Annotated in this window: 16 protein-coding genes and 1 riboswitch; of the genes, 9 read left to right on the top strand and 7 right to left on the bottom strand. The window is 59.6% G+C overall.

Annotated features, from left to right (window positions below):
• Window positions 1-135 precede the first annotated feature (135 nt).
• Window positions 136-2,325, bottom strand: a complete 2,190-nt coding sequence (locus tag G5229_RS19120) for an immunoglobulin-like domain-containing protein (RefSeq protein WP_421210056.1) — start codon at window positions 2,323-2,325, stop codon at window positions 136-138.
• A gap of 50 nt (window positions 2,326-2,375) precedes the next feature.
• Window positions 2,376-2,461, bottom strand: a riboswitch (cyclic di-GMP riboswitch).
• A 436-nt stretch (window positions 2,462-2,897) separates the two neighbouring features.
• On the opposite strand from G5229_RS19120, the gene prlC reads away from it, so the two are divergent.
• Both prlC and G5229_RS19110 read left to right on the top strand, forming a co-directional pair.
• On the top strand, window positions 2,898-4,940 hold the full coding sequence (gene prlC, locus G5229_RS19115; RefSeq protein ID WP_266135498.1) for an oligopeptidase A: 2,043 nt from the start codon (window positions 2,898-2,900) through the stop codon (window positions 4,938-4,940).
• 207 nt (window positions 4,941-5,147) lie between these two features.
• Complete coding sequence (locus G5229_RS19110) at window positions 5,148-7,694, top strand: putative bifunctional diguanylate cyclase/phosphodiesterase (protein WP_216952439.1); 2,547 nt, start codon at window positions 5,148-5,150, stop codon at window positions 7,692-7,694.
• A 5-nt stretch (window positions 7,695-7,699) separates the two neighbouring features.
• Here G5229_RS19110 and G5229_RS19105 read toward each other — a convergent pair whose 3' ends face one another.
• On the bottom strand, window positions 7,700-8,440 hold the full coding sequence (locus tag G5229_RS19105; RefSeq protein WP_421210054.1) for a substrate-binding periplasmic protein: 741 nt from the start codon (window positions 8,438-8,440) through the stop codon (window positions 7,700-7,702).
• Between the two features lie 70 nt (window positions 8,441-8,510).
• Between G5229_RS19105 and G5229_RS19100 the strand changes: the two genes are divergently transcribed.
• A complete protein-coding gene (locus G5229_RS19100; protein ID WP_216952437.1) occupies window positions 8,511-9,257 on the top strand; it encodes a class I SAM-dependent methyltransferase in 747 nt (248 codons plus the stop codon).
• Window positions 9,258-9,316: 59 nt separating this feature from the next.
• On the opposite strand, the gene G5229_RS19095 is transcribed toward G5229_RS19100, so the two are convergent.
• The 4 genes from G5229_RS19095 to rhlB all read right to left on the bottom strand — a co-directional run bounded on the left by G5229_RS19095 (window position 9,317) and on the right by rhlB (window position 13,577).
• On the bottom strand, window positions 9,317-9,586 hold the full coding sequence (locus G5229_RS19095; protein ID WP_266135500.1) for a Rho-binding antiterminator: 270 nt from the start codon (window positions 9,584-9,586) through the stop codon (window positions 9,317-9,319).
• Between the two features lie 25 nt (window positions 9,587-9,611).
• Window positions 9,612-10,589: a DUF4382 domain-containing protein gene (locus G5229_RS19090; protein WP_266135501.1), complete on the bottom strand. Its 978-nt coding sequence runs from the start codon at window positions 10,587-10,589 to the stop codon at window positions 9,612-9,614.
• A gap of 195 nt (window positions 10,590-10,784) precedes the next feature.
• Entirely contained in the window at window positions 10,785-12,275 is a 1,491-nt protein-coding gene (gene gppA / locus G5229_RS19085; RefSeq protein WP_421210052.1) for a guanosine-5'-triphosphate,3'-diphosphate diphosphatase, read from the bottom strand.
• Window positions 12,276-12,287: 12 nt separating this feature from the next.
• Window positions 12,288-13,577, bottom strand: coding sequence for an ATP-dependent RNA helicase RhlB (gene rhlB / locus G5229_RS19080; RefSeq protein WP_005339414.1), 1,290 nt, complete (start codon window positions 13,575-13,577; stop codon window positions 12,288-12,290).
• A gap of 113 nt (window positions 13,578-13,690) precedes the next feature.
• On the opposite strand from rhlB, the gene trxA reads away from it, so the two are divergent.
• The 6 genes from trxA to G5229_RS19050 all read left to right on the top strand — a co-directional run bounded on the left by trxA (window position 13,691) and on the right by G5229_RS19050 (window position 20,168).
• The gene (gene trxA, locus G5229_RS19075) at window positions 13,691-14,017 is read left to right on the top strand and encodes a thioredoxin TrxA (protein WP_005339416.1); all 327 of its coding nucleotides are present in this window, start codon (window positions 13,691-13,693) and stop codon (window positions 14,015-14,017) included.
• Between the two features lie 204 nt (window positions 14,018-14,221).
• Window positions 14,222-15,487, top strand: coding sequence for a transcription termination factor Rho (gene rho / locus G5229_RS19070; protein WP_005339417.1), 1,266 nt, complete (start codon window positions 14,222-14,224; stop codon window positions 15,485-15,487).
• Window positions 15,488-15,595: 108 nt separating this feature from the next.
• Window positions 15,596-16,588 carry a hypothetical protein gene (locus G5229_RS19065; RefSeq protein ID WP_335844328.1) on the top strand — a complete coding sequence of 331 codons (993 nt, stop codon included), beginning with the start codon at window positions 15,596-15,598 and terminating at the stop codon, window positions 16,586-16,588.
• Between the two features lie 33 nt (window positions 16,589-16,621).
• Complete coding sequence (gene ubiD / locus G5229_RS19060; protein ID WP_005339421.1) at window positions 16,622-18,091, top strand: 4-hydroxy-3-polyprenylbenzoate decarboxylase; 1,470 nt, start codon at window positions 16,622-16,624, stop codon at window positions 18,089-18,091.
• 146 nt (window positions 18,092-18,237) lie between these two features.
• A complete protein-coding gene (gene fre / locus G5229_RS19055) occupies window positions 18,238-18,936 on the top strand; it encodes an NAD(P)H-flavin reductase (RefSeq protein ID WP_058053186.1) in 699 nt (232 codons plus the stop codon).
• A 218-nt stretch (window positions 18,937-19,154) separates the two neighbouring features.
• Window positions 19,155-20,168, top strand: a complete 1,014-nt coding sequence (locus G5229_RS19050; RefSeq protein WP_227341660.1) for a sensor domain-containing diguanylate cyclase — start codon at window positions 19,155-19,157, stop codon at window positions 20,166-20,168.
• A 54-nt stretch (window positions 20,169-20,222) separates the two neighbouring features.
• Here the strand turns inward: G5229_RS19050 and ubiK are convergent, their stop codons facing one another.
• Window positions 20,223-20,480: a ubiquinone biosynthesis accessory factor UbiK gene (gene ubiK, locus G5229_RS19045; protein WP_005339429.1), complete on the bottom strand. Its 258-nt coding sequence runs from the start codon at window positions 20,478-20,480 to the stop codon at window positions 20,223-20,225.
• Between the last annotated feature and the right edge of the window lie 271 nt (window positions 20,481-20,751).

Raw genomic sequence — 20,751 nt, 5'->3', positions numbered from 1 at the left:
TTTTGGGTGGTTGGCAAGCATGTAAAAGAGAAGGGCTAACCCGTCCGGGTCAGTGCATCCTGCCCATCGGCAGCGTGGCCGATGGGCAGGATATGGGCGGGGGCCTGTCGGCCCCCGTTAGTGGTTGGGGCAAGGTCAGAGCTTGATCCAGGCATCGCTCCAGGCAGAGCCGGTACCCGGTGCATAGTGGCTGGTCGAGCCGCCACACCAGCCGCTGTAGGGCCAGGGTTTGCACTCGTAGTTGCCACCGGCATTGCTGACCCGATCACCGGCCTGATAGCCGGTGTTGGGAGCGTAGGCCGGGTAGTCACCTTCGCTACCGCCGTTGCTCTCTTCGGTCAGCGCAACCGGGAAGCGCTGTACCACCGGCTTCTGGCCATCTGCCAGACCGGTGATGACTACTTCGTAGCTACCGTCGGTCACATTGCTGCCCTGCAGCACCAGGGTGCTGGTGCCGTTCACCTGGCTGCTGGTGGTACCGTGGCTGTGGCCGCTCTGCTCCAGAGTCGCGGTGATCTGTACCGGGTTGGCGGTGGTCACGTTGAAACGGATGCTGACCTGACCGTTGACAATGGTGTAGTCGGAGCCCATGGCGCTGACGGTGAAGTCGCTGCTGCCTTCTGCGGGTGGCGTTGTGCCGCCGCAGTCGCTGTCGCCCTGTACGCGCCAGACGCCCCAGTCACCCGTGGTGCCCGGCTCTTCGTTCTGGGTCCACCAGCCTGCCAGCCAGTTCTTGCCGTTGTGGCTGACGATGTCGCCGCCCACGTAGACCTTCTTGGCATCCCAGCTGTTTTCACAGACGGCGCCCTGCTCCCTGACGGTCACGTTGCGCTGCTGGGTTACCTGCTGACCGGCGCTGTCGCTCACCTGATAGGTGAGGGTGTAGCGGCCGACCTTGCTGCTGTCGACGCTGCCGCTGACCTTGATTTGGGCGGTCAGGTCGCCATCTTCCTCATCGTGGGCGCTGACGCCGCTCATCGGATCGAAGGGGGTACCCAGCTCCAGCGTGGTGTCGGTGACACCGCTGAACACCGGCTTCATGCTGTAGACCTCGACGGTGCGAATCTGCTCGGTTGTCTGGTTGTCGCTGTCGCTCACCTTGTAGGTGAGGGGATAGAGGCCGATGCACTGGCTGTCTACCGAGCCTTCCACCTGGATCTGGCCAGTCAGGTCGCCATCTTCCTTGTCGTTGGCGCTGACACCGGCCAGCGGATCAAAGGCGGTGCCCTGCTTGATGCGGGCATCGCTCAGGCCGCTGAACACCGGCTTGCCGTTGTCGTCCGGGGGCGTGATCTCCTGATCGTGTATGAATGGGCCGTAGCTCTTGATGAAGGATTCGTTGTAGGACTGACCGGCGGCGTTGCGGCCCATGTCCCAGTTGATGGACCAGGTCATCACGCCGCGCAGCGGTTGCCCCTCGCTCTTGAGGCGGTTGAAGGCGTTGTAGAGCTTCTGCGGATCCTGCACATAGCCGGTGGCGGCGGCGTCGATGTTGGTCGGAATGCCGAACACCAGCTTGTCATGGGGGATCTTGTAGAAGCCGCGGGTACCGTTGCTCAGCGAATCCGCCATGTAGTAGATGAACTCTTCTTTCAGGGCATCGTTGTTCTGGGCAATCCAGCCGATGCCATCGATGTAGATACCGTCGCCACCCTGGTTGTAGAACTGGGGGTTGATCCAGTCGTAGTACCCTTCCAGATTGCGGATATAGGGGATGTAGGCGCCAGTCTGGGTCAGATAGGGGAACTCCGGCGCCATGGTGATGAGGAAGTTTTTCCCCTGGGCGCGGTAGTGATCCTTGACCAGACGCAGGGCTGCCGGGATCACGGTCTGGTTGTCGGCGGCGGTGATGGCGGCCTGTTCCAGATCGATATCCAGCCCGTCGAAGCCGTAGGTCTCCACCAGACGGATGATCTCGTCGGCAAAGGCCTGATCCTGACCCTTGCGCAGCTCGATGTGTGCATCGGCACCGCCCAGCGCCAGCAGCACGGCACGGCCCTGACGGTTCAGCTCGGCGATCTGCTCGATAAACTGGCTTTCGCTCATGCCGATGGCCGGGTCGAGTTTGAAGGTGGGGATGGGATCGCTGCCATAGACCTTCATGAAGGAGACATCGACCACGTTGTATTGCGGGTTGACCTGATCGAGCTTGACGCAGGGGGCGATACCGCCCTTGTAGCCCGAGCCGTCACACCAGTTGTGCCAGTAGCCGACCACTACGCCGGACTGGGGGTTGACCATCGCCTGACCGGCACTGGCGGCATATGCCATGGGGGTGCCCATGCCGAGCAGGCAGCCAAGCAGGGATAATTTGAGTTTGTTCATTGTCTCTCCGTACGGTGCAAATAGGGCGTCGGTTGTGACCGGACGTCCCCGGGGGCAGCCCCGCTGTCATAGGTGTTTTCCCTTAGACCGGTGGCTTTGCGTCGCGCCCTTTCGGGTCACTTTGCCTTTTTCACCCGATTTCTGTGCAGCACAGAGAATCAAGTGACCTGCATGGCAGGCTGCCTATGATAGATGCTTGAAAATAAATTAATCAATAGTTGGTTTTGATTCTAATTAACTGAAATATATTGATAATTTGTTACGCCGCCCACATTCAGTCAGTACCCCTGATTGACCATTACAGTGCCTGGGAAGCAGCGGTGGCGTCGGTAAATGGCGACTTGTTGCCCCTTTAAAGTAGCGGTAAGAGCCAAAAAAGCTCACAGATTCATCCTGTTACTGACTGTTGATGACAAAACAGCGGCAATGGCAGAGATCCGGGTCGCAATGGCTGGAAAAGTACAGGGTTGTGGCGGATTCCCGCTTGATTATTGCGTGGCTTGGCCACATGTTAGAAAGCCATACAGAGCTGCTAAAGCGGTCTGTTCAAGACCAAACAAGAGGTAACCGGGATGAATAACCCTTTGCTGACAATGGATTCTCTGCCCCCTTTCAGCCAGATCAAGCCGGAGCAGGTTCAGCCTGCCGTGATTCAGGCGATTGCTGACTGCAAGCAGAAGATCAGCGATGTGCTGGCCCAGCGTGATCCCCATACCTGGGATAGCCTGATTGCCCCGCTGGAAGAGGTAAATGACCGCCTGTCACGGATCTGGTCACCGGTCAGCCACCTCAACTCCGTACTCAATAGCGAAGCGCTGCGCGAGGCCCATGACGCCTGCCTGCCGCTGCTCTCCGAATTCCAGACCTATGTTGGTCAGCATGAAGGGCTCTATCAGGCCTATCTGGCCCTCTCCCAGAGCGATGATTTCCCGCTGCTGAGCGGCGCCCAGCGCAAGGAGATCCAGAATACCCTGCGTGACTTCCGCCTCTCTGGCATCGGTCTGCCTGCCGAGGCGCAGCAGCGTTACGGCGAAATTCAGGCCCGCCTCTCCGAGTTGGCCTCCCGTTTCAGCAACAACGTGCTGGATGCGACCCAGGGCTGGCACAAGCTGGTGGGCGATGAAGCCGAATTGGCCGGTCTGCCCGACAGCGTGCGTGCCGCTGCCCGTCAGATGGCTGAACTTAAAGGCAAAGAGGGGTGGCTGTTCACGCTGGATATCCCTTCCTACCTGCCGGTGATGATGTATGCCGACAACCGCGAGCTGCGCGCCGAGATGTACGAAGCCTTCACCACTCGCGCTTCCGATCAGGGCCCCAATGCGGGCAAGTGGGACAACTCCGCCATCATGAGCGAGCTGCTCACCCTGCGCCGCGAACTGGCTCAGTTGCTGGGCTTTGCCAACTATGCCGAGCTCTCCTTGGCCACCAAGATGGCGGACAAGACCGAACAGGTGGTGAGCTTCCTCACCGATCTGGCGGCCAAATCCCTGCCACAAGGCAAGGCTGAGCTGGAGGAGATCCGCACCTTCGCCGCCGAGCAGCATGGTCAGAGCGAGCTGGCAGCCTGGGATCTCGCCTACTACGCCGAGAAGCTCAAGCAGCACAAATTCTCCATCTCCGACGAGCAGCTGCGCCCCTACTTCCCCGCCAGCAAGGTGGTGAAGGGGCTGTTCGAAGTGGTGAAGCGGGTGTTCGGCATGAAGGTGCGCGAGCGCCTCGGCATCGACACCTGGCACCCGGACGTGCGCTTCTACGACATCTTCGATGCCGACGACGAGCTGCGCGGCAGCTTCTATCTCGACCTCTACGCCCGCGAGCACAAGCAGGGCGGGGCCTGGATGGATGTCTGTCTGGGTCGTCGCTACCGTCAGGATGGCTCGCTGCAAAAACCGGTGGCCTACCTGACCTGCAACTTCAACGGCCCGGTGGATGGCAAGCCTGCGCTGTTCACCCACAACGAAGTGGTCACCCTGTTCCATGAGTTTGGCCACGGCATTCACCACATGCTGACCCGCATCGACGTGGCCGGCGTGGCCGGTATCAACGGCGTGGCCTGGGATGCGGTGGAGCTGCCGAGCCAGTTCCTCGAGAACTGGTGCTGGGAGTCCGAGGCGCTGGCCTTTATCTCCGGCCACTACGAGACCGGCGAGCCGTTGCCTGCCGATCTGCTGGAGAAGATGCTGACCGCCCGCAACTTCCAGGCGGCGATGCAGATGTTGCGCCAGCTGGAGTTCGCCCTGTTCGACTTCCGTCTCCATCAGGAGTTTGACCCGGCCAATCCGGCACAGCTCCCGGCGCTGCTGGACGAGGTACGCAGTCAGGTAGCAGTGATGACGCCACCGGCGTTCAACCGCTTCCAGCACAGCTTCTCCCACATCTTCGCGGGCGGCTATGCGGCGGGCTACTACAGCTACAAGTGGGCCGAGGTGCTCTCTGCCGATGCCTTCTCCCGCTTCGAGGAGGAGGGGATCTTCAACCCGGCCACCGGCCAATCCTTCCTGAAGAATATTCTGGAGAAGGGGGGCTCGAAGGAGCCGATGGAGCTGTTCCGAGCCTTCCGTGGCCGTGAGCCCAAGGTGGATGCACTGCTGCGACACAGCGGGATCGCTGCCTGAGATTCCTGACCCGCCGCCTGTGTGAGCTTCAAGCAGGTACACTGTTTTGCGGCATAGTGGGATCGAGTCGTGATTTCTGCGACAAAAAGGGACCTTTTGGTCCCTTTTTTCAAGGCTTTTTAATATCTTGCTGATTGCATATTTGCACTGCCCACGGCTCTTCAGTAGAGTCGTGTTCTAACCTTCAAGGAGAGAAAGCCACTTGCCATGAGGCGAGCACTCGATTCCGTCTATCAAATCATCTCCAGTCTGGCTCATTCGAGCGGCCAGGGATATTTCGATACCTTTGTGAGTGAAATCGCCGCTGCTGTGATGGCTGATGTCGTCCTGATCGCCAGTAGGGAATCAAATGCTACCCACCTGACGGTTCAGACCGCCTATCCCTCCTCCCTTGACACCGATGCCCTGACGCTGCCACTGACTGACTCTCCCGATGCCATTACCTGGCAGGAGGGGGAAGCCTGGTTCAGCGATCGTCTGCTTCAGCTCTTTGCCAACGTTCCCCTTGCACAGGAGTGGCAACCTCAGGCCTATGCCGGGATTGTCCTCAGGAATGCAGATGGCGAGACCATAGGTATCTGCGCCCTGCTTTATCGTCAGCCGCAGGCCAATATGAGCAAGGTGATTGGGTTACTCCGGTTGCTGGCTCCGTTGGCGGGTCGTGAGCTGGCGCTGATGCTGCAACGACAGCTGCCCCCCCCTCTGCCTGAACCGTCCCATGCATTGCAGAGCATGCTGTTCCAGGCTCCGGTGGGGATCGGTAAGCTGGATCTGGCTGGCCGTATCCTCTGGGCCAACCCGGCCATCGAGCAGATGCTTGGCTATCCCCTCGACGAGTTGCTGCAGCGATCCATCTCCGACATCAACCATCCCGAGGATTGGCAGGGCAGCCTCGTTTGCTACGAAGAGATCCGCCGTGGCGAGCGCAGCAGTTTCACCCGGGAGAAGCGCTACTTCTGCAAGGGGGGGCAGATCCTGTGGGGGCGGGTAACCGTCACCCTGATCCGTGACAAGCAGCAGCAGCCGGACTACCTGATGGTGCTGCTGGAGAATATCGATCCTCTCAAGCGCCATGCGGAGCAGCTCAAGCTCTCCCACCGGGTCTATGACAATCTCTCCGAGGCGATCCTGGTCTGTGATGCCGATAGCCGCATCATCTCGGTCAATCCGGCCTTCGAGCAGATCACCGGCTACAGCAGTGACGAGGTGCGAGGCCAGCGCCCCAGCCTGCTCAAGTCGGGGCTGCACGATCAGACCTTCTATGCCGACATGTACCATGCGCTGGAGCGGGTGGGGGTATGGCGTGGTGAGGTGTGGAACAAGCGCAAGAATGGCAAGCTCTATCCACAGCAGTTGATGATTAGCACCCTGCGGGAAGGGGGCAGGATCAGCCAGTACATCGCCATCTTCAGCGACCTCTCCCAAACCAAACTGGCCGAGCAGAAGATCGCCGCGCAGGCCAACTATGACAACCTCACCAGCCTGCCCAACCGCTGGCTGTTCAGTCGCTGTCTCAGCCGCTTCTGCGAGCGGGGCGAGCGCTTTGCGCTCATGGTGCTCGACCTCAACAACTTCAAGGCGGTCAACAACAGCATGGATCACCATGCCGGTGACGCCCTGTTGCGGGAGGTGTCGGACCGGCTGGTGAGCCGGGTGCGCACCGAGGACCTGGTGGCCCGCATCGGTGGTGACGAGTTCGCCTTTCTGGTGCCAGGCATCGTCACCCGTCGTCAGGCCGAGGTGTTTGCCAAGCAGGTTATCGGTAGCTTTACCCGTCCCTTTATGCTGGCCAACCAGCATCTCTATGTTACGGCAACCGTGGGGATGACCCTCTGCCCCGTCGATGGTAGCGAGAGTGACGAGCTGCTGCGAAACGCCGAACAAGCGTTGTTTGCCGCCAAGCGGCAGGGGCGGTTGATCGGTACCTACTGCTCCTCAATGCGGGAAGAGGTGCGTCAGCGCCACCAGATGCAACAGGATCTGGCGGAGGCGATCAAGCTGGAGCAGTTAACCATGGCCTACCAGCCGATCTGGGACAACCGCAGCGGTCGGGTCGCCAAGCTTGAGGCGCTGGTGCGCTGGTATCACCCCCAGTGGGGACAGGTGTCGCCAGCCGAGTTTATCCCGCTGGCGGAAGAGGCGGGGTTGATTCAGGGGCTGGGTGCGCTGGTGTTGTGGCAATCATGCCGGGATCTGGCTCGGTTGCAGCAGTCCGGCTTCCCTGATCTGCAGATGTCGATTAACCGCTCCACCATGGAGTTCCAGACTATCGACCCTGAGGCGAGCGAGTGGCTCAAGGTGATCCAGCACTTCGGGCTCGATCCTGCCGACATCGTCATCGAAATCACCGAATCTCTGCTGATGGAGAGCAGTGATCAGCACAGGGTGCGGATCGATGCCCTGCGCGAGGCGGGTTGCAAGCTGGCTATCGATGATTTCGGTACCGGCTACTCGGCCCTCAACTATCTGCGCTCTTTCCCGGTGGATCTGGTCAAGATCGACCGCTCTTTTGTGCGCCATATCCCCTTCAACGAGCAGGATCGGATGCTGCTGGACGGCATCATCAACATAGTGCACAACCTCGGTATGCAGGTGGTGATTGAGGGGGTAGAAACCCGCGAGCAACTCAACTTCCTCTGTCAGAAGGGATGTGCCTTCACCCAGGGTTATCTGCTCAGCCGCCCGCTGGCCTATGACGATCTCACCGAATATCTGCAGCTCAATGACAAGGGGATGTTTCTGCAGATCAGTTAGGGGGTTTACTCCTTCGATGTCATCTCTGCCTGCTTCGTTTGCAGTGTCCGGTAATTCTCGCCGAGATAGCGCAGATAGATGCGATCCAGTACCCCTTCATCCAGCATCTGTTGCAGCGCCTTGTTGTAGGCAGGCAACAGGTCTGCTTTCTGCTTGCCAAAACAGAGGTAGAGCGGTGTCGAGTCGATAAAGGGGGTGAGGGGGCGGATCTTGACGTCCTGCTCCCTGGAGAGGATGGGGGCCGAGAAGTAGTCGAGGATGATGAGGTCAACCCGGCTCTTCTCAAGCAACAGCAGCAACTGCTTGTCTGAATGGGCCTTGATGGGGTCCCATCCGGTGAAGTTCCTGATCTTGTCGGTATAGTCATAGCCCCTGACCATCCCTACTTTCAGCCCCTTGGCCATCTCCCACGAGAAGTTCTGTAGCGGACTGTCACTGCGCACATAGGCGGCCAGCGGATAGAAGGCGGTAGCAAGATCAGAGTGGTAGCAGTCGGGGAGGGGGGCATTGTCGAGGATGCCATCAGCCAGTTGGGTACTCACATACTGTTCGCAGCGCCCCCACGGCAGTTCGAGCAGGGTTAGGGTCATTCCGAGGCGTCTGGTTGCTTCCTGATGGATCTCCACCGATATCCCTTCCATCAGTTTGCCCTGTTCGGCGTAGGAGAAGGGGGGCCAGTCTACACCGCATACCTTGAGACTGGTGCTGCTCTGGGCGGCAAGCAACAGGGCTATCAGCAGCTGCATGGGATTCTCCGGGATATGAGGGGGGTTGTGGTACACTCGCTTCACTGAACTTAGAACGCATCCAGAGACCATGCAAATCCTCCTCGAAGACCCCGCCAAGGCCGCGCAGGCAGACGCGCTGGCCAGCCAGCTTGGCCAAATCGACCTTCCCCTGTTTGCTCTGGTGTTTACCCCGGAGCGGCTGGAGTTGCGCAAGCTGGATGAGCCCAAGCTGGGGGCCGTCTATGTGGATTTCGTCGAAGGGGCCGTCGCCCATCGCCGCAAATTTGGCGGCGGTCGTGGCCAGTCCATCGCCAAGGCAGTGGGGCTCAAGGCCGGCGCCACACCGACCGTAGTGGATGCCACTGCCGGACTGGGGCGTGATGCCTTCGTTCTGGCTTCTCTTGGTTGCAAGGTGACCCTGATCGAACGCAGCCCTGTGGTAGCCGCCCTGCTGCAGGATGGTCTGGCTCGAGCCGCCGAAGACCCGGAGATTGGCCCCTGGGTGCGCGAGCGGATGCAGTTGCTGCACGGCCCGGCGGTGGAGACCTTGCTAGGGCTAACCGAGCGGCCTGACGTCATCTACCTCGACCCCATGTTCCCCCACAAACAGAAGTCGGCGCTGGTGAAAAAAGAGATGCGGGTGTTTCAGTCGCTGGTGGGGCCGGATCTTGACGCCGATGCCCTGCTGCCGGCGGCGCTGAAGATGGCACAAAAGCGGGTAGTGGTGAAGCGACCGGACTATGCTGGCTGGCTCAATGAGCACAAACCCAGCATGGCTATCGAGACCAAGAGCAACCGCTTCGATGTCTATGTGATGGCGGCGCTGGCGGGATAACGCCGCACGCGAGGGGTAAAAGAAGAGGGCCAACCCGATGGGGTTGGCCCTCTTGCCATCTATTGGCCGTCTGACTGGGCTGGTGGAGCGAAGCGGATCAGCTTCTCCTCTCCCTGCCAGCTGAATCTCATGGTCGCCAGATCCGCCAGACTGAGTTGCTCGCCGCTGTGCAGCTGGAGATACTCTACTCCATCGCGGGCCTCTATGGTGCGGATCCGATCCGCCCACTGACGTCCGTCCCGACTGGTCAGCGCGACCGGCAACTGCCAGCTGGCGGCGATCTCCAGCCAGTCGTAGAGATCGCAACTGATGGGTTGGTAGGTGTTCATGTGCGGGTTGCCCTCTTGTCGCCGGTTACTGGAAATTGATGATGGTGGCGGGCGCCACCACCGCCTGGGCTTTCTGCACCTGTTCCAGTTGCAGCGGGTCGCCAGCCAGCGCCGGATCGTCCTCGTGGCCATTGCAGACCAGCGCCAGATCGTAGCTACCGAGATTAACAAATCCCAACTCGTAACCAAAGCCGCCACCGCTTTGCGGCAACACGGGCGCGCTGGCATAGAAGCCGTTGTCGCTGTCCGCCATGTCGGGGTAGTTGTCGTCACTTCTGGGTTGGTAGAAGTAGACGAAAGCCTTGTCGGTCAGCAGGCCGCCACACAAGCCAGCTGCTACCGTGCCCCTGACGATGGTGACCTGGGTGTTATTCACCAGCCGCACCCCTCTGGGCTTGAGCTTGTAGTACTGCTCGTGGCCGGGCAGCACCATGGCCTGGCGCAGGTCGAACTCGGTGGTGAAGGCGCTGAGGCCGTTTGCTGCGATGGTGAAGGCATCCAGCTTGAGCTCGCTGCTTGGCACTTCCAGCGGCTTGATCCCCCCATCATCCCGTTTGACGTAGGAGTAGGGGGTGCCATTCAGAAATTGGTTGCTGACCTCCCGTCCATCCAGTATCCGCAACCTCATCTGGCTGTAGTCACCGGGCATCACGCTCTGACCGGACAGCAGGGGGCGACTGGCGGATCCTTGATAACTCAGCAGGTCGATGTAGGTGAACTGCGGCCGGTCTGCACTGTCGAGCGGTATCGTCTCGCCGCTCGGGGTGCAGCCATCGTCCTGGGCCGAGGTGAGAAAACTGGCGGTGGTCCAGATCTGTTCGTTGCCGGCGACGGGGTGGATGCTGATGTTGGCGACGGCGATGCAGACCTTGCTGACCGCATCCACCGGGGCGTCGGAGAAGGCCAGCGAGAGCTGGGCTGGTTGTGGTTGGCTATTGCTGTCGCCACCACCGCCGCAGGCGGTGAGCAGGGTGGTCAGTCCGATCAGAGTCAAGGATTTCATGGCGTCCATTCCGGTTGGTTATGAAGACACCCCAACTCTAGTCGAACGTTGGTCATGAAGGGGAGGCTGGGCCCAGACGCAAGGGCGGGATCTGCCCGTCAGCCCAATAACATCAAGGTGCAGGCCTGAGTAGCACCAGTGTTGGCTGCGAAAGAGATTGTCGGAACGCCGGGGCACTGATTGGGCGTGGCCCAATCAGGCTTCCAGCAGGCGGGTGGGCCAGCCCATTTTCTGCTGGCGCTCTACCTCGAGGCGCAGCTCGCTGGCACGCAGGTAGTGTTCATCCATCCAGCCCTTGGGCAGGGTCAGGGTCAGTGACTCCTCTTCTGCCTGCAGGGTGAAGCTGGGCACTGTGCCCTGGGTGCGGCGCATGCAGAGGATCAGCGCGATGCGCAGGATACGGGCCAGCCGGATCGCCTGACGACCGGTGACTGCACCCTGTTTCTCCAGTGGTTCCAGCTTGAATTCGTCCCGCTGGTTGAACAGCAGGGCCGACAACAGCTTCTTTTGCGCAGGGGTAAAGCCCGGCATGTCGATGTTGTCGATGATGTAGGCGGCGTGTTGCGGCGCCTTCTTGTACTCGATACAGAGGCCGATCTCGTGCAGCAGGGCAGCATAACGCAAGATTGGGCGGCCGTAGCGTTTGGAGAGTCGCCAGGCCGGTTGCAGCAGGTTGAACGCCTCGACGGCGGTATCGCGCACCCGCTCGGCGTGCTCTTTATCCAGCTGATAGCGGCTGATCAGGCTGTCGGCGGTACGATCCCGGGCATCACAGTCGTGATTGTTGCCAAGCAGACCGTAGATCAGTCCTTCACGCAGGGCGCCACCCGCGAGGGTCATGCTCTCGATATCGAGGGTTTCGAAGATGGCAATCAGGATGGCGAGGCCGGAGGGGAACACTGTCAGCCGCTCGGCCGCCAGCCCTTCCAGCTGCAGCCGGTCGAGCTTGCCGCAGGCGATGGCCTGACCCATCAGCTCCTGCAGTTTCGGCAGGGTGACCCGCTCGCTCTTCCCTTGCGCCAGCATGATCTCTTGCAGCGCCTGTACCGTGCCGGAGGCGCCAACGCAGGTGCGCCAGCCAAGGGCTCGGTAATCATCCGCCACCTTCTCCAGCACCGCCTTGGCGGCAGCAATCGCCTGCTCGAAACGGGCTTCGGAGAGCTCACCATCACCGAAGTGATTGTTGAGCCAGGTGACGCAGCCCATGTGCAGGCTGTTGAGCAGTTTCGCTTCGCTGTGCTCGCCAATCACCAGTTCGGTACTGGCACCGCCGATGTCGATCACCAGCCGGTTTCCTTCCCCGGCAGAGGTCCAGGAGACCCCTTCATAGATGGTCTTGGCCTCTTCCTCGCCCGAGATGATTTCGATGCTGTGGTTGAGTACCCGTTCCGCTTCGCTGAGGAATTCGTCGACGTTGGTGGCAAGCCGCAAGGTTGCGGTGCCTACCACCCGGATGTTGTCGGCCGGGATGTCCTGTAACTGTTCGGAGAAGAGACGCAAACAGTCCCAGCCCCGCTCCATGGCGGCACGGCTGAGACGAAATTCCGGATCTAGCCCGGCTGCGAGGCGAACCTTGCGCTTGACCTTGGCGACGGTGCGCAGGGCACCGGCGACCTCGCGCACCACCAGCATATGAAAGCTGTTGGAGCCGAGGTCGATAGCGGCATAGAGAGGCGAGTTGTGCAACGGGCCTATCCTTTAGCTTTTGCGCGGCGGACGACGACGGTTGTTGCTGTTGCCACCGCCCTGGCGATCCCGCATGTTGCGGTTCACCGGCTGACGGTTGCGGAACACCCGTTTCGGCGGGGTCACGTCATCCAGCAGCGCTTCGCGATCATATTTGCTGACCGGAATGGCGTGGTGGATGTACTCCTCGATGGCCGGCAGGTTGAAGGCATAGTCTTCACAGGCCAGGCTGATGGAGTGACCGCTCTTGCCGGCACGGCCGGTACGACCGATACGGTGTACATAGTCTTCGGCGTCGTCGGGCAGGTCATAGTTGAAGACGTGGGTCACGTCAGGGATGTGCAGACCACGGGCGGCCACGTCGGTGGCGACCAGAATATCGAGCGCACCCTTGGTGAAATCCTCGAGGATCTTCATCCGCTTCTTCTGCGGCACATCACCGGTCAGCAGACCGACGCGGTGGCCGTCGTTTTCCAGCCAGGCGTGAACGTCTTCACAGACATGCTTGGTGTTGGCGAAGACGATCGCTTTTTCCGGCCACTCCTCTTCCATCAGGGAGAGCAGCAGCAACATCTTGTCTTCATTGGAGGGGTAGAACAGCTCCTCCTTGATCCGCACGCCGGTCATCTGCTCCGGCTCTACCTGCACATGTTCCGGATGGTTCATGTGTTCGTAGGCCAGCTCCTGCACACGCAGGGAGAGGGTTGCGGAAAACAGCATGCTCAGACGCTCGGTCGCGGGCGGCATGCGGCGGAACAGGAAGCGGATGTCCTTGATGAAGCCCAGATCGAACATGCGATCCGCTTCGTCCAGTACCACGACCTGAATGTTGCTCAGATCGATCACCTTGGACTTGAAGTAGTCGATGATGCGGCCAGTGGTGCCGATCAGGATGTCGACGCCCTGCTCCAGCACGGCCAGCTGCTTGTCGTAACCTTCGCCGCCGTAGGCGAGGCCGAGTTTCAGGCCGGTAGAGGCGGCAATGCTGTCGGCATCGTTATAGATCTGTACTGCCAGTTCCCGGGTGGGTGCCATGATGATGGCTCTGGGTTGATTAACCAGACGGGGCTTGGTCAGCGGGTGAGTCAGCAAATAGTTGAATGTCGCGGCCAGGAAGGCAATGGTCTTGCCGGTTCCTGTCTGGGCCTGACCGGCGAGGTCATGACCTTCTACCAGCAGTGGCAGAGACAGTGCCTGGATGGGCGTGCAATAGTGAAATCCCTTTGATTCCAGACCAGCCAGAACTTCGGGTTCGAGGCCCATTTGGGCGAATTTGTCGGTCGTTAAGTGTGTTTTGCTCATGGCGGTAGGTTATCAGGTTAGGCTTGCAATAATAAACAGGATCATTTCAAATAGGGCAACTATTGCCTTTATTGACGAGTCAATAAAGCCTTATTTACTGACTGGAGTTGGAGATGAGTGACAAGATTGTTCAGCTGAGCGATGCCAGCTTCGAGGCAGATGTAATCAAAGCCGATGGCGCCGTTCTGGTCGACTTCTGGGCCGAGTGGTGTGGTCCGTGCAAGATGATTGCCCCGATCCTGGAAGAAGTTGCCCAAGAGTACGAAGGTCGCGTGACCGTAGCCAAACTGAACATCGACCATAACTCTGATACTCCGCCGAAGTACGGCATTCGTGGTATCCCGACCCTCTTGCTGTTCAAGAATGGCGAAGTGGCAGCGACCAAGGTCGGTGCACTGTCCAAGACTCAGCTGAAAGAGTTCCTGGACGGCAACCTGTAATAATTAAAGAGGAGCGCATTGCAATAATGCGCTCCTTGTGTTTTATCACCTAGACGCTCATCCCGATTGGTGCTAGTTTATCGCTCGTTTGCTAACCTTTTTGCCTGACTCTTTGCTAACCACAGCCTGGCAATCAAATCCGATCAGCATCAATCCAGCAGACTGTCTCCTCATTTCAATCCTTGCTTACAGACTTTCACCACTATGAATCTGACTGAATTAAAGAACACTCCTGTGTCCGAGCTGGTCAAGCTTGGCGAATCCATGGGGTTGGAAAATCTGGCTCGGGCGCACAAGAAAGATATTATTTTTGCAATCCTCAAGGCGCACGCCAAGGGTGGTGAAGATATCTTTGGCGACGGTGTGCTGGAAATCCTGACCGATGGTTTCGGCTTCCTGCGCAGTGCAGACGGCTCCTATCTGGCAGGCCCTGACGATATCTACGTCTCCCCGAGCCAGATCCGCCGTTTCAACCTGCGTACCGGCGATACCATCTCCGGCAAGATCCGGCCACCGAAAGAGGGCGAACGCTACTTCGCACTGCTCAAGGTCAATGAGGTCAACTACGACCGTCCGGAAAACTCCCGCAACAAGATCCTGTTTGAAAACCTTACCCCCCTGCATGCCAACGAACGTCTGCGTATGGAACGGGGTAATGGCTCTACCGAAGATATCACCGCCCGTGTACTGGATCTGGCTTCCCCCATCGGTAAAGGCCAGCGTGGCCTGATCGTGGCGCCGCCCAAGGCCGGTAAGACCATGCTGCTGCAGAACATCGCCCAGAGCATCGCCTACAACCACCCGGACTGTGAACTGATCGTTCTGCTGATCGACGAGCGTCCGGAAGAGGTGACCGAGATGCAGCGGATGGTGAAAGGTGAAGTGATCGCATCCACCTTTGACGAACCTGCTTCCCGTCACGTTCAGGTTGCCGAAATGGTGATCGAGAAGGCCAAGCGTCTGGTCGAGCACAAGAAAGATGTGGTGATTCTGCTGGACTCCATCACCCGTCTGGCCCGTGCCTACAACACCGTCATCCCGTCATCCGGCAAGGTACTGACCGGTGGTGTGGACGCCAACGCCCTGCACCGTCCGAAGCGCTTCTTCGGCGCCGCGCGTAATGTTGAGGAGGGCGGCAGCCTGACCATCATCGCCACCGCGCTGATCGATACCGGTTCCAAAATGGACGAGGTTATCTACGAAGAGTTCAAGGGTACCGGCAACATGGAACTGCACCTCTCGCGCAAGATTGCCGAGAAGCGTGTCTACCCGGCTATCGACATCACCCGCTCAGGCACCCGTAAAGAAGAGCTGCTCACCTCAGGTGACGAGCTGCAGAAGATGTGGATCCTGCGCAAGATTGTCCACCCGATGGGCGAGATCGACGGTATCGAATTCCTCATCGACAAGCTGGCGATGACCAAGACCAACGACGAGTTCTTCGACGCCATGCGGCGCCAGCAGAAGTAAGTCCGGTCAGAAAATGACGAAACCGCGGCCCTGGTCGCGGTTTTTGTTTATCTGTTTTCCGGTCGCCCTAGTAGTATGAGATCCCGATGTCACATGGATGGAGACGTCATGAAGCCTGTTTTCTGGTTATTGCTGGGGTTGCTGAGTGCAATGCCAGCCTGCGCGCAGAGTGCTCCGGTCGCGGTGACAGCCGAGACGTTGCAGACTCACCAACGCTATCTGGCGGGCCGTCTGCAGGAGGGGCAATTTGCAGCCATCGACTCTCTGCTGGCGACCCTGAGTCGCGAGCGGCGGGAGTTCCTGCTGTTGCAACTGCTGCGGGATATTCCCGCTACCACCCCTGGATCCCCTGCGTTGCAACAGTGGGTCGAGGCTCAGGCCGACAAGGCCCCCGAGTGGCTCATGGAGCAGCAGGTCGACGGTTTTCTGGTGCAGCAACCTGTCTATGATTTTGCCGCGCAGGCCCGTCTGCTGCTGGGGGCGTGGCAACTGCAATCACTGGTGCAGCGCTATCGGCAGCAGCTTGCCCAGGGCAGCTTCCAGCTAAAGTCCATCTACTACAGCAGTAACCCCGATCTCGCCATGCAGCAGCAAGCCCTGTTGCTGGCCCTCGACACCTTGCCGCAACCGATCTGGATGCGGGAGGCGCAAGCGCTGGCCAGCCAGAATATCTATCTGCCCGACAATCATCTGTTGTTCCATCTGTTGCAGCGCACCGGCGAACCGGCGCTCTATAGCATGCTGTGGCGGCGGCCGGCAGATCAGGATGCGCTGCGCGCACTCTCCACCATCAGCCGCTTTCATCACGGCAGTGCTGCTAGCGATCTGCTGATTGCCGCCAGTGGCAATGAGGGATTGAAGGGAGCCGCCTTGCGGCATCTGAGCGCACTCTCCCCCTTGCCACCTCAAGCCCAGAAATACCTGCTGGCGGAGCTCTCCAACCGCCAATACGGGGCGCTGGTGGCCGGTCTGTTGATGGAGGTGGACGAGCCCCAACTGCTCTCTGCGCTGGCCAGACGCCTTGGCCAGCGTGACATGCCACCCATTGCACCGAGTCTGCTGCCCGATTCGGGTACACCCGATGGGCAGCCAGGGTTATAATGCGTGACCTCCTGAACCCGGTTGGGAACTTGCATGAAATACAAGGATTTGCGTGATTTCATCGCGCAGCTGGAACAAAACGGACAACTCAAGCGCATCACCCGCGAGATAGATCCCTATCTGGAGATGACCGAGATCAGCGATCGCACCCTGCGTGCGGGTGGCCCGGCTCTGCTGTTCGAAAATCCCAAAGGCTACACCATGCCGGTGCTGACCAACCTGTTCGGTACCCCGGATCGGGTTGCCATGGGCATGGGCCAGCCCGATGTGGGCGCTCTGCGTCAGGTCGGGGTCTGGCTCTCCTATCTCAAGGAGCCCGAGCCGCCCAAGGGATTCAAGGAGCTGATGGAGAAGCTGCCGATCTTCAAGCAGGTGCTCAACATGCCGACCAAGCGCCTCTCTTCCGCGCCCTGCCAGCAGGTGGTGCAGGAGGGAGATGCGGTCGATCTCGACCAGATCCCCATCCAGCACTGCTGGCCCGGCGATGTGGCGCCGCTGGTCACCTGGGGCCTTACCATCACCCGTGGCCCCTACAAGAAGCGCCAGAACCTCGGCATCTATCGCCAGCAGAAGATCGCCAAAAACAAGCTGATCATGCGCTGGCTGGATCATCGTGGCGGTGCCATCGATTTTCGTGAGTGGCAGGAGGCCCATCCCGGTGAGCGATTCCCGGTGGTGGTGGCACTTGGCGCCGATCCCGCGACCATTCTCGGCGCGGTGACGCCTGTGCCGGATACTCTCTCCGAATATGCCTTTGCCGGTCTGCTGCGCGGCAGCCGTACCGAGGTGATCAAGGCCATCAGCTGCGATCTGGAGGTGCCCGCCAGCGCCGAGATCGTGCTGGAAGGCTATCTTGAGCCGGGTGAGATGGCGCCGGAAGGGCCCTATGGCGATCACACCGGTTACTACAACGAGGTGGACGAGTTCCCAGTCTTCACCATCACTCACATCACCAAGCGGCGCGATGCCATCTATCACAGTACCTACACCGGCCGTCCGCCTGATGAACCGGCGGTGCTGGGTCTGGCGCTGAACGAGGTGTTCGTGCCGCTGCTGCAGAAGCAGTTCCCCGAGATTGTGGACTTCTATCTGCCGCCGGAGGGGTGCTCCTACCGGATGGCGGTGGTGACCATCAAGAAGCGTTACCCGGGCCACGCCAAGCGGGTGATGCTGGGGGTCTGGTCATTCCTGCGCCAGTTCATGTACACCAAGTTCGTGGTGGTGTGTGACGATGACGTCAACGCTCGCGACTGGAAGGATGTGATCTGGGCCATCACCACCCGGATGGACCCGGCACGGGACACCACCTTGATCGAGCATACGCCGATCGACTATCTGGACTTCGCCTCGCCGGTCTCTGGCCTCGGTTCCAAAATGGGGCTGGATGCCACCAACAAGTGGCCGGGCGAGACCAATCGGGAGTGGGGTCAACCCATAGTGCAGGATGAGGCGGTGAAGCAGAAGGTCGATGCCATCTGGGATGAGCTCAATATCCTCGGATGAGGCAAACATGAGAGCTTTGCTGCAAAAAGTGATGCGATCCGCACTGATTTGAGTATTCTCGACTGACGGGGCCAGGGCTGCTGGTCGTCACTCCATAGTGAAACAATGAGCGAAGCGGGCCGAGCGAGCCCGCCACAAGGACAAGAATGCAACGTATCAAATGCCGCGTAGAGGAACTGCGCGAATATGTCGACACCATCTGGCATGTGGCCCTGGCGCCGCAGCAAGCGATCAGCTTCAAGCCGGGCCAGTATCTGCTGGTGGTGATGAGCGATTCGGACAAGCGCCCCTTCTCCATCGCCAACTCGCCGACCCGCCCGGGCGTGCTGGAGCTGCAAATTGGTGCCACTCCCGAGAACGCCTATGCCGGTCAGGTGCTGGCCCGCATGCGCGAGCAGGGGGAGATCGAGGTCGAATTGCCGGCTGGCAAGGCGTTCCTGCGCGATGAGTCTCCCCGTCCGCTGATCCTGATGGCGGGCGGCACCGGCTTCTCTTACGCCCGCTCCATTCTGGAATATCTGATCGACACAGGCAGCAAGCGCCCGGTGTTCTTCTACTGGGGGGTACGTCAGGCTCACTGGCTCTACGAACTGGAGCAGATGCAGCAGTGGGAGCGTGACTATGCGCCGCTCACCTTTATCCCGGTGGTGCAGGAGCCGGATGCTGACTGGACCGGCAAGAGCGGACTGGTGCACAAGGCGATCATGGATGACTTCGTCAGCCTCCACGACTACGACATCTATGTCGCCGGTCGCTTCGAGATGGCGGGGGCCGCGCGTGAGGAGTTCAAGATCCTCGGCGCCGAGCCGGAGCGCATCTTCGGTGACGCCTACGAATTTATCTGACGGGATCCCCGCTTGGATGACGCAGCCCCCGGTTTTGCCGGGGGCTTTTGTTTTTGTGGCTGCCGCAGTACCTGATCGTACCGAATGGTTGGATTATCGCGGCGTTATCCCATTATTTTTCAATATTTTGGCTATGAATGGCTACTAATCTGGCTTGGCTGGTGGCATCTTTGTTTGGATTGACAAGAGCATCCATAGAGCAAGCACAAGGAGGCGCAGTGTTAAGCAAAGAGGCAAGGGGGCAACCCGGGTATGATCGGGAGGCACCCTGCGCGACTGAGCTGGCCGCCATGCCGGAACCCTCCTCCGGTGGTGATGCGTTTGCCCGTTTGCAGGCAGAGATCGCCGCTTTGCAGCATGAAAACGGCCTGTTGCAGGAGAAGCTCAATGCCGCCCTCGATGGCACCGGCATCTGTCTCTGGCAGGGCACCATTCCCACCGGCGAACTGCGGGTCTTCAATCTGCAGAACTTTCAGGCTGGCGATATGGCCCCTCATTTCGATCAGTGGAGCGCCAAGCTCCATCCCGACGATCGCGCCCATGCCATGGGCAGCTACTTTGCCCACCTTGAGAGGAAAACGCCCTTCTACGAAGCTGAATACCGCACCATCAGCCCGGCCGGGGAGATCACCTGGCTGTGGGATCGTGGTCGCGTAGTGGAGTGGGATGATGAGGGCAGGCCATTGCGGATCATGGGCTCCCATATCGATATCACCCAGCGCAAGGCTTATGAGCAGCGGCTGGCAGAGCGTGCCAACTGCGATGCGCTCACCGGCCTGCTCAACCGGCAGGGATTTGGCAAGGCGTTCGCTCTACAGCCGCCACAAGGGACGGGGGCACTGCTCTTTATCGATCTGGATGACTTCAAGGGGATCAATGACCAGTTGGGCCACGCTTGTGGTGATCAGGTACTGCAGCAGATGGCGGAGTGGTTGCGTCTCATTATGCCGGGCTCTGCCCTGTGCGGCCGTTACGGCGGTGACGAGTTTGTGGTTTATCTGCATCGTGATGTATCAAACCATGCTCTGGCTCATCTGGCCGATGCCCTGATCTGCCGGATGCATGGTTACGTGCCCAAACCCGGTTGCCCGCAGCGGGTGGGGCTGAGTATCGGCATCGCCCTGTGGGAGGAGCAACCATTGAGCTTCCGACAGGCATTGGAGGTGGCCGACCGGGCCATGTACGAGGCCAAGGCGCGCGGCAAGCGGGCCTGGTATCTGCTTCAGGTGTGATGCTTTTTACAGGTTCAATACAAAGCAAAAACCCCAGCTGAGCTGGGGTTTTCGTTATTCGCCTTTGGCGCCGAGCTGCTGCTCGAGCTGAGCCAGCTTGCTTTCGAGGGCGGCCAGTTTTTCCCGGGTACGCAGCAGCACCTTGGTCTGCACGTCGAACTCTTCACGGCTGACCAGATCCAGCTTGCCCAGCTGCGCTTGCAGTACCTGACGCATCTTCTTCTCGGCCTCTTCACCCATGCTGCGAATGCCGGGTGGCAGGGAGTTGTGCACCTGCTTGGCGATCTCTTCCAGTTTCTTCGGGTCGATCATGATGTCCTCCTTAAGCGTTGGCGGACATTCTACCGACAATTCCCTCACTTTGCCGAGATCGCGGCGGCTTTTTAGTCGTGATGGTGCCCGCTGGCTGGTCGGGTCTGGTTAATCACTCACTGTTGTTACCCTTGCGCCCCTTTGTTGACGTAAAACCTTGATTCTCGCCACAAACCTGAGCAGAAGATGACCAACATGAGTCTCGTTGGTTGTTGGTTTTATGTTAACGTCTTGCAGTCGCGGTCGTGATGGCCTCGTTGGCTGGTGATGG

Source organism: Aeromonas sp. 602396, assembly GCF_049173735.1.
GTDB classification, from domain to species: Bacteria; Pseudomonadota; Gammaproteobacteria; order Enterobacterales; family Aeromonadaceae; genus Aeromonas; species Aeromonas veronii_A.
Note: the sequence above shows the minus strand (reverse complement) of the source record. Positions and strands in the feature narration are given on the sequence as shown.

Bases quoted from the DNA above. Each gene is read 5' to 3' on its own strand.
- prlC (WP_266135498.1), top strand. From the start codon at position 2,898: ATGAATAACCCTTTGCTGACAATGGATTCTCTGCCCCCTTTCAGCCAG.
- rhlB (WP_005339414.1), bottom strand. From the start codon at position 13,577: ATGAGCAAAACACACTTAACGACCGACAAATTCGCCCAAATGGGCCTC.
- rho (WP_005339417.1), top strand. From the start codon at position 14,222: ATGAATCTGACTGAATTAAAGAACACTCCTGTGTCCGAGCTGGTCAAG.
- G5229_RS19120 (WP_421210056.1), bottom strand. From the start codon at position 2,325: ATGAACAAACTCAAATTATCCCTGCTTGGCTGCCTGCTCGGCATGGGC.
- ubiK (WP_005339429.1), bottom strand. From the start codon at position 20,480: ATGATCGACCCGAAGAAACTGGAAGAGATCGCCAAGCAGGTGCACAAC.
- trxA (WP_005339416.1), top strand. From the start codon at position 13,691: ATGAGTGACAAGATTGTTCAGCTGAGCGATGCCAGCTTCGAGGCAGAT.
- ubiD (WP_005339421.1), top strand. From the start codon at position 16,622: ATGAAATACAAGGATTTGCGTGATTTCATCGCGCAGCTGGAACAAAAC.
- G5229_RS19100 (WP_216952437.1), top strand. From the start codon at position 8,511: ATGCAAATCCTCCTCGAAGACCCCGCCAAGGCCGCGCAGGCAGACGCG.
- G5229_RS19090 (WP_266135501.1), bottom strand. From the start codon at position 10,589: ATGAAATCCTTGACTCTGATCGGACTGACCACCCTGCTCACCGCCTGC.
- G5229_RS19110 (WP_216952439.1), top strand. From the start codon at position 5,148: ATGAGGCGAGCACTCGATTCCGTCTATCAAATCATCTCCAGTCTGGCT.
- G5229_RS19095 (WP_266135500.1), bottom strand. From the start codon at position 9,586: ATGAACACCTACCAACCCATCAGTTGCGATCTCTACGACTGGCTGGAG.
- G5229_RS19065 (WP_335844328.1), top strand. From the start codon at position 15,596: ATGAAGCCTGTTTTCTGGTTATTGCTGGGGTTGCTGAGTGCAATGCCA.
- fre (WP_058053186.1), top strand. From the start codon at position 18,238: ATGCAACGTATCAAATGCCGCGTAGAGGAACTGCGCGAATATGTCGAC.
- G5229_RS19105 (WP_421210054.1), bottom strand. From the start codon at position 8,440: ATGCAGCTGCTGATAGCCCTGTTGCTTGCCGCCCAGAGCAGCACCAGT.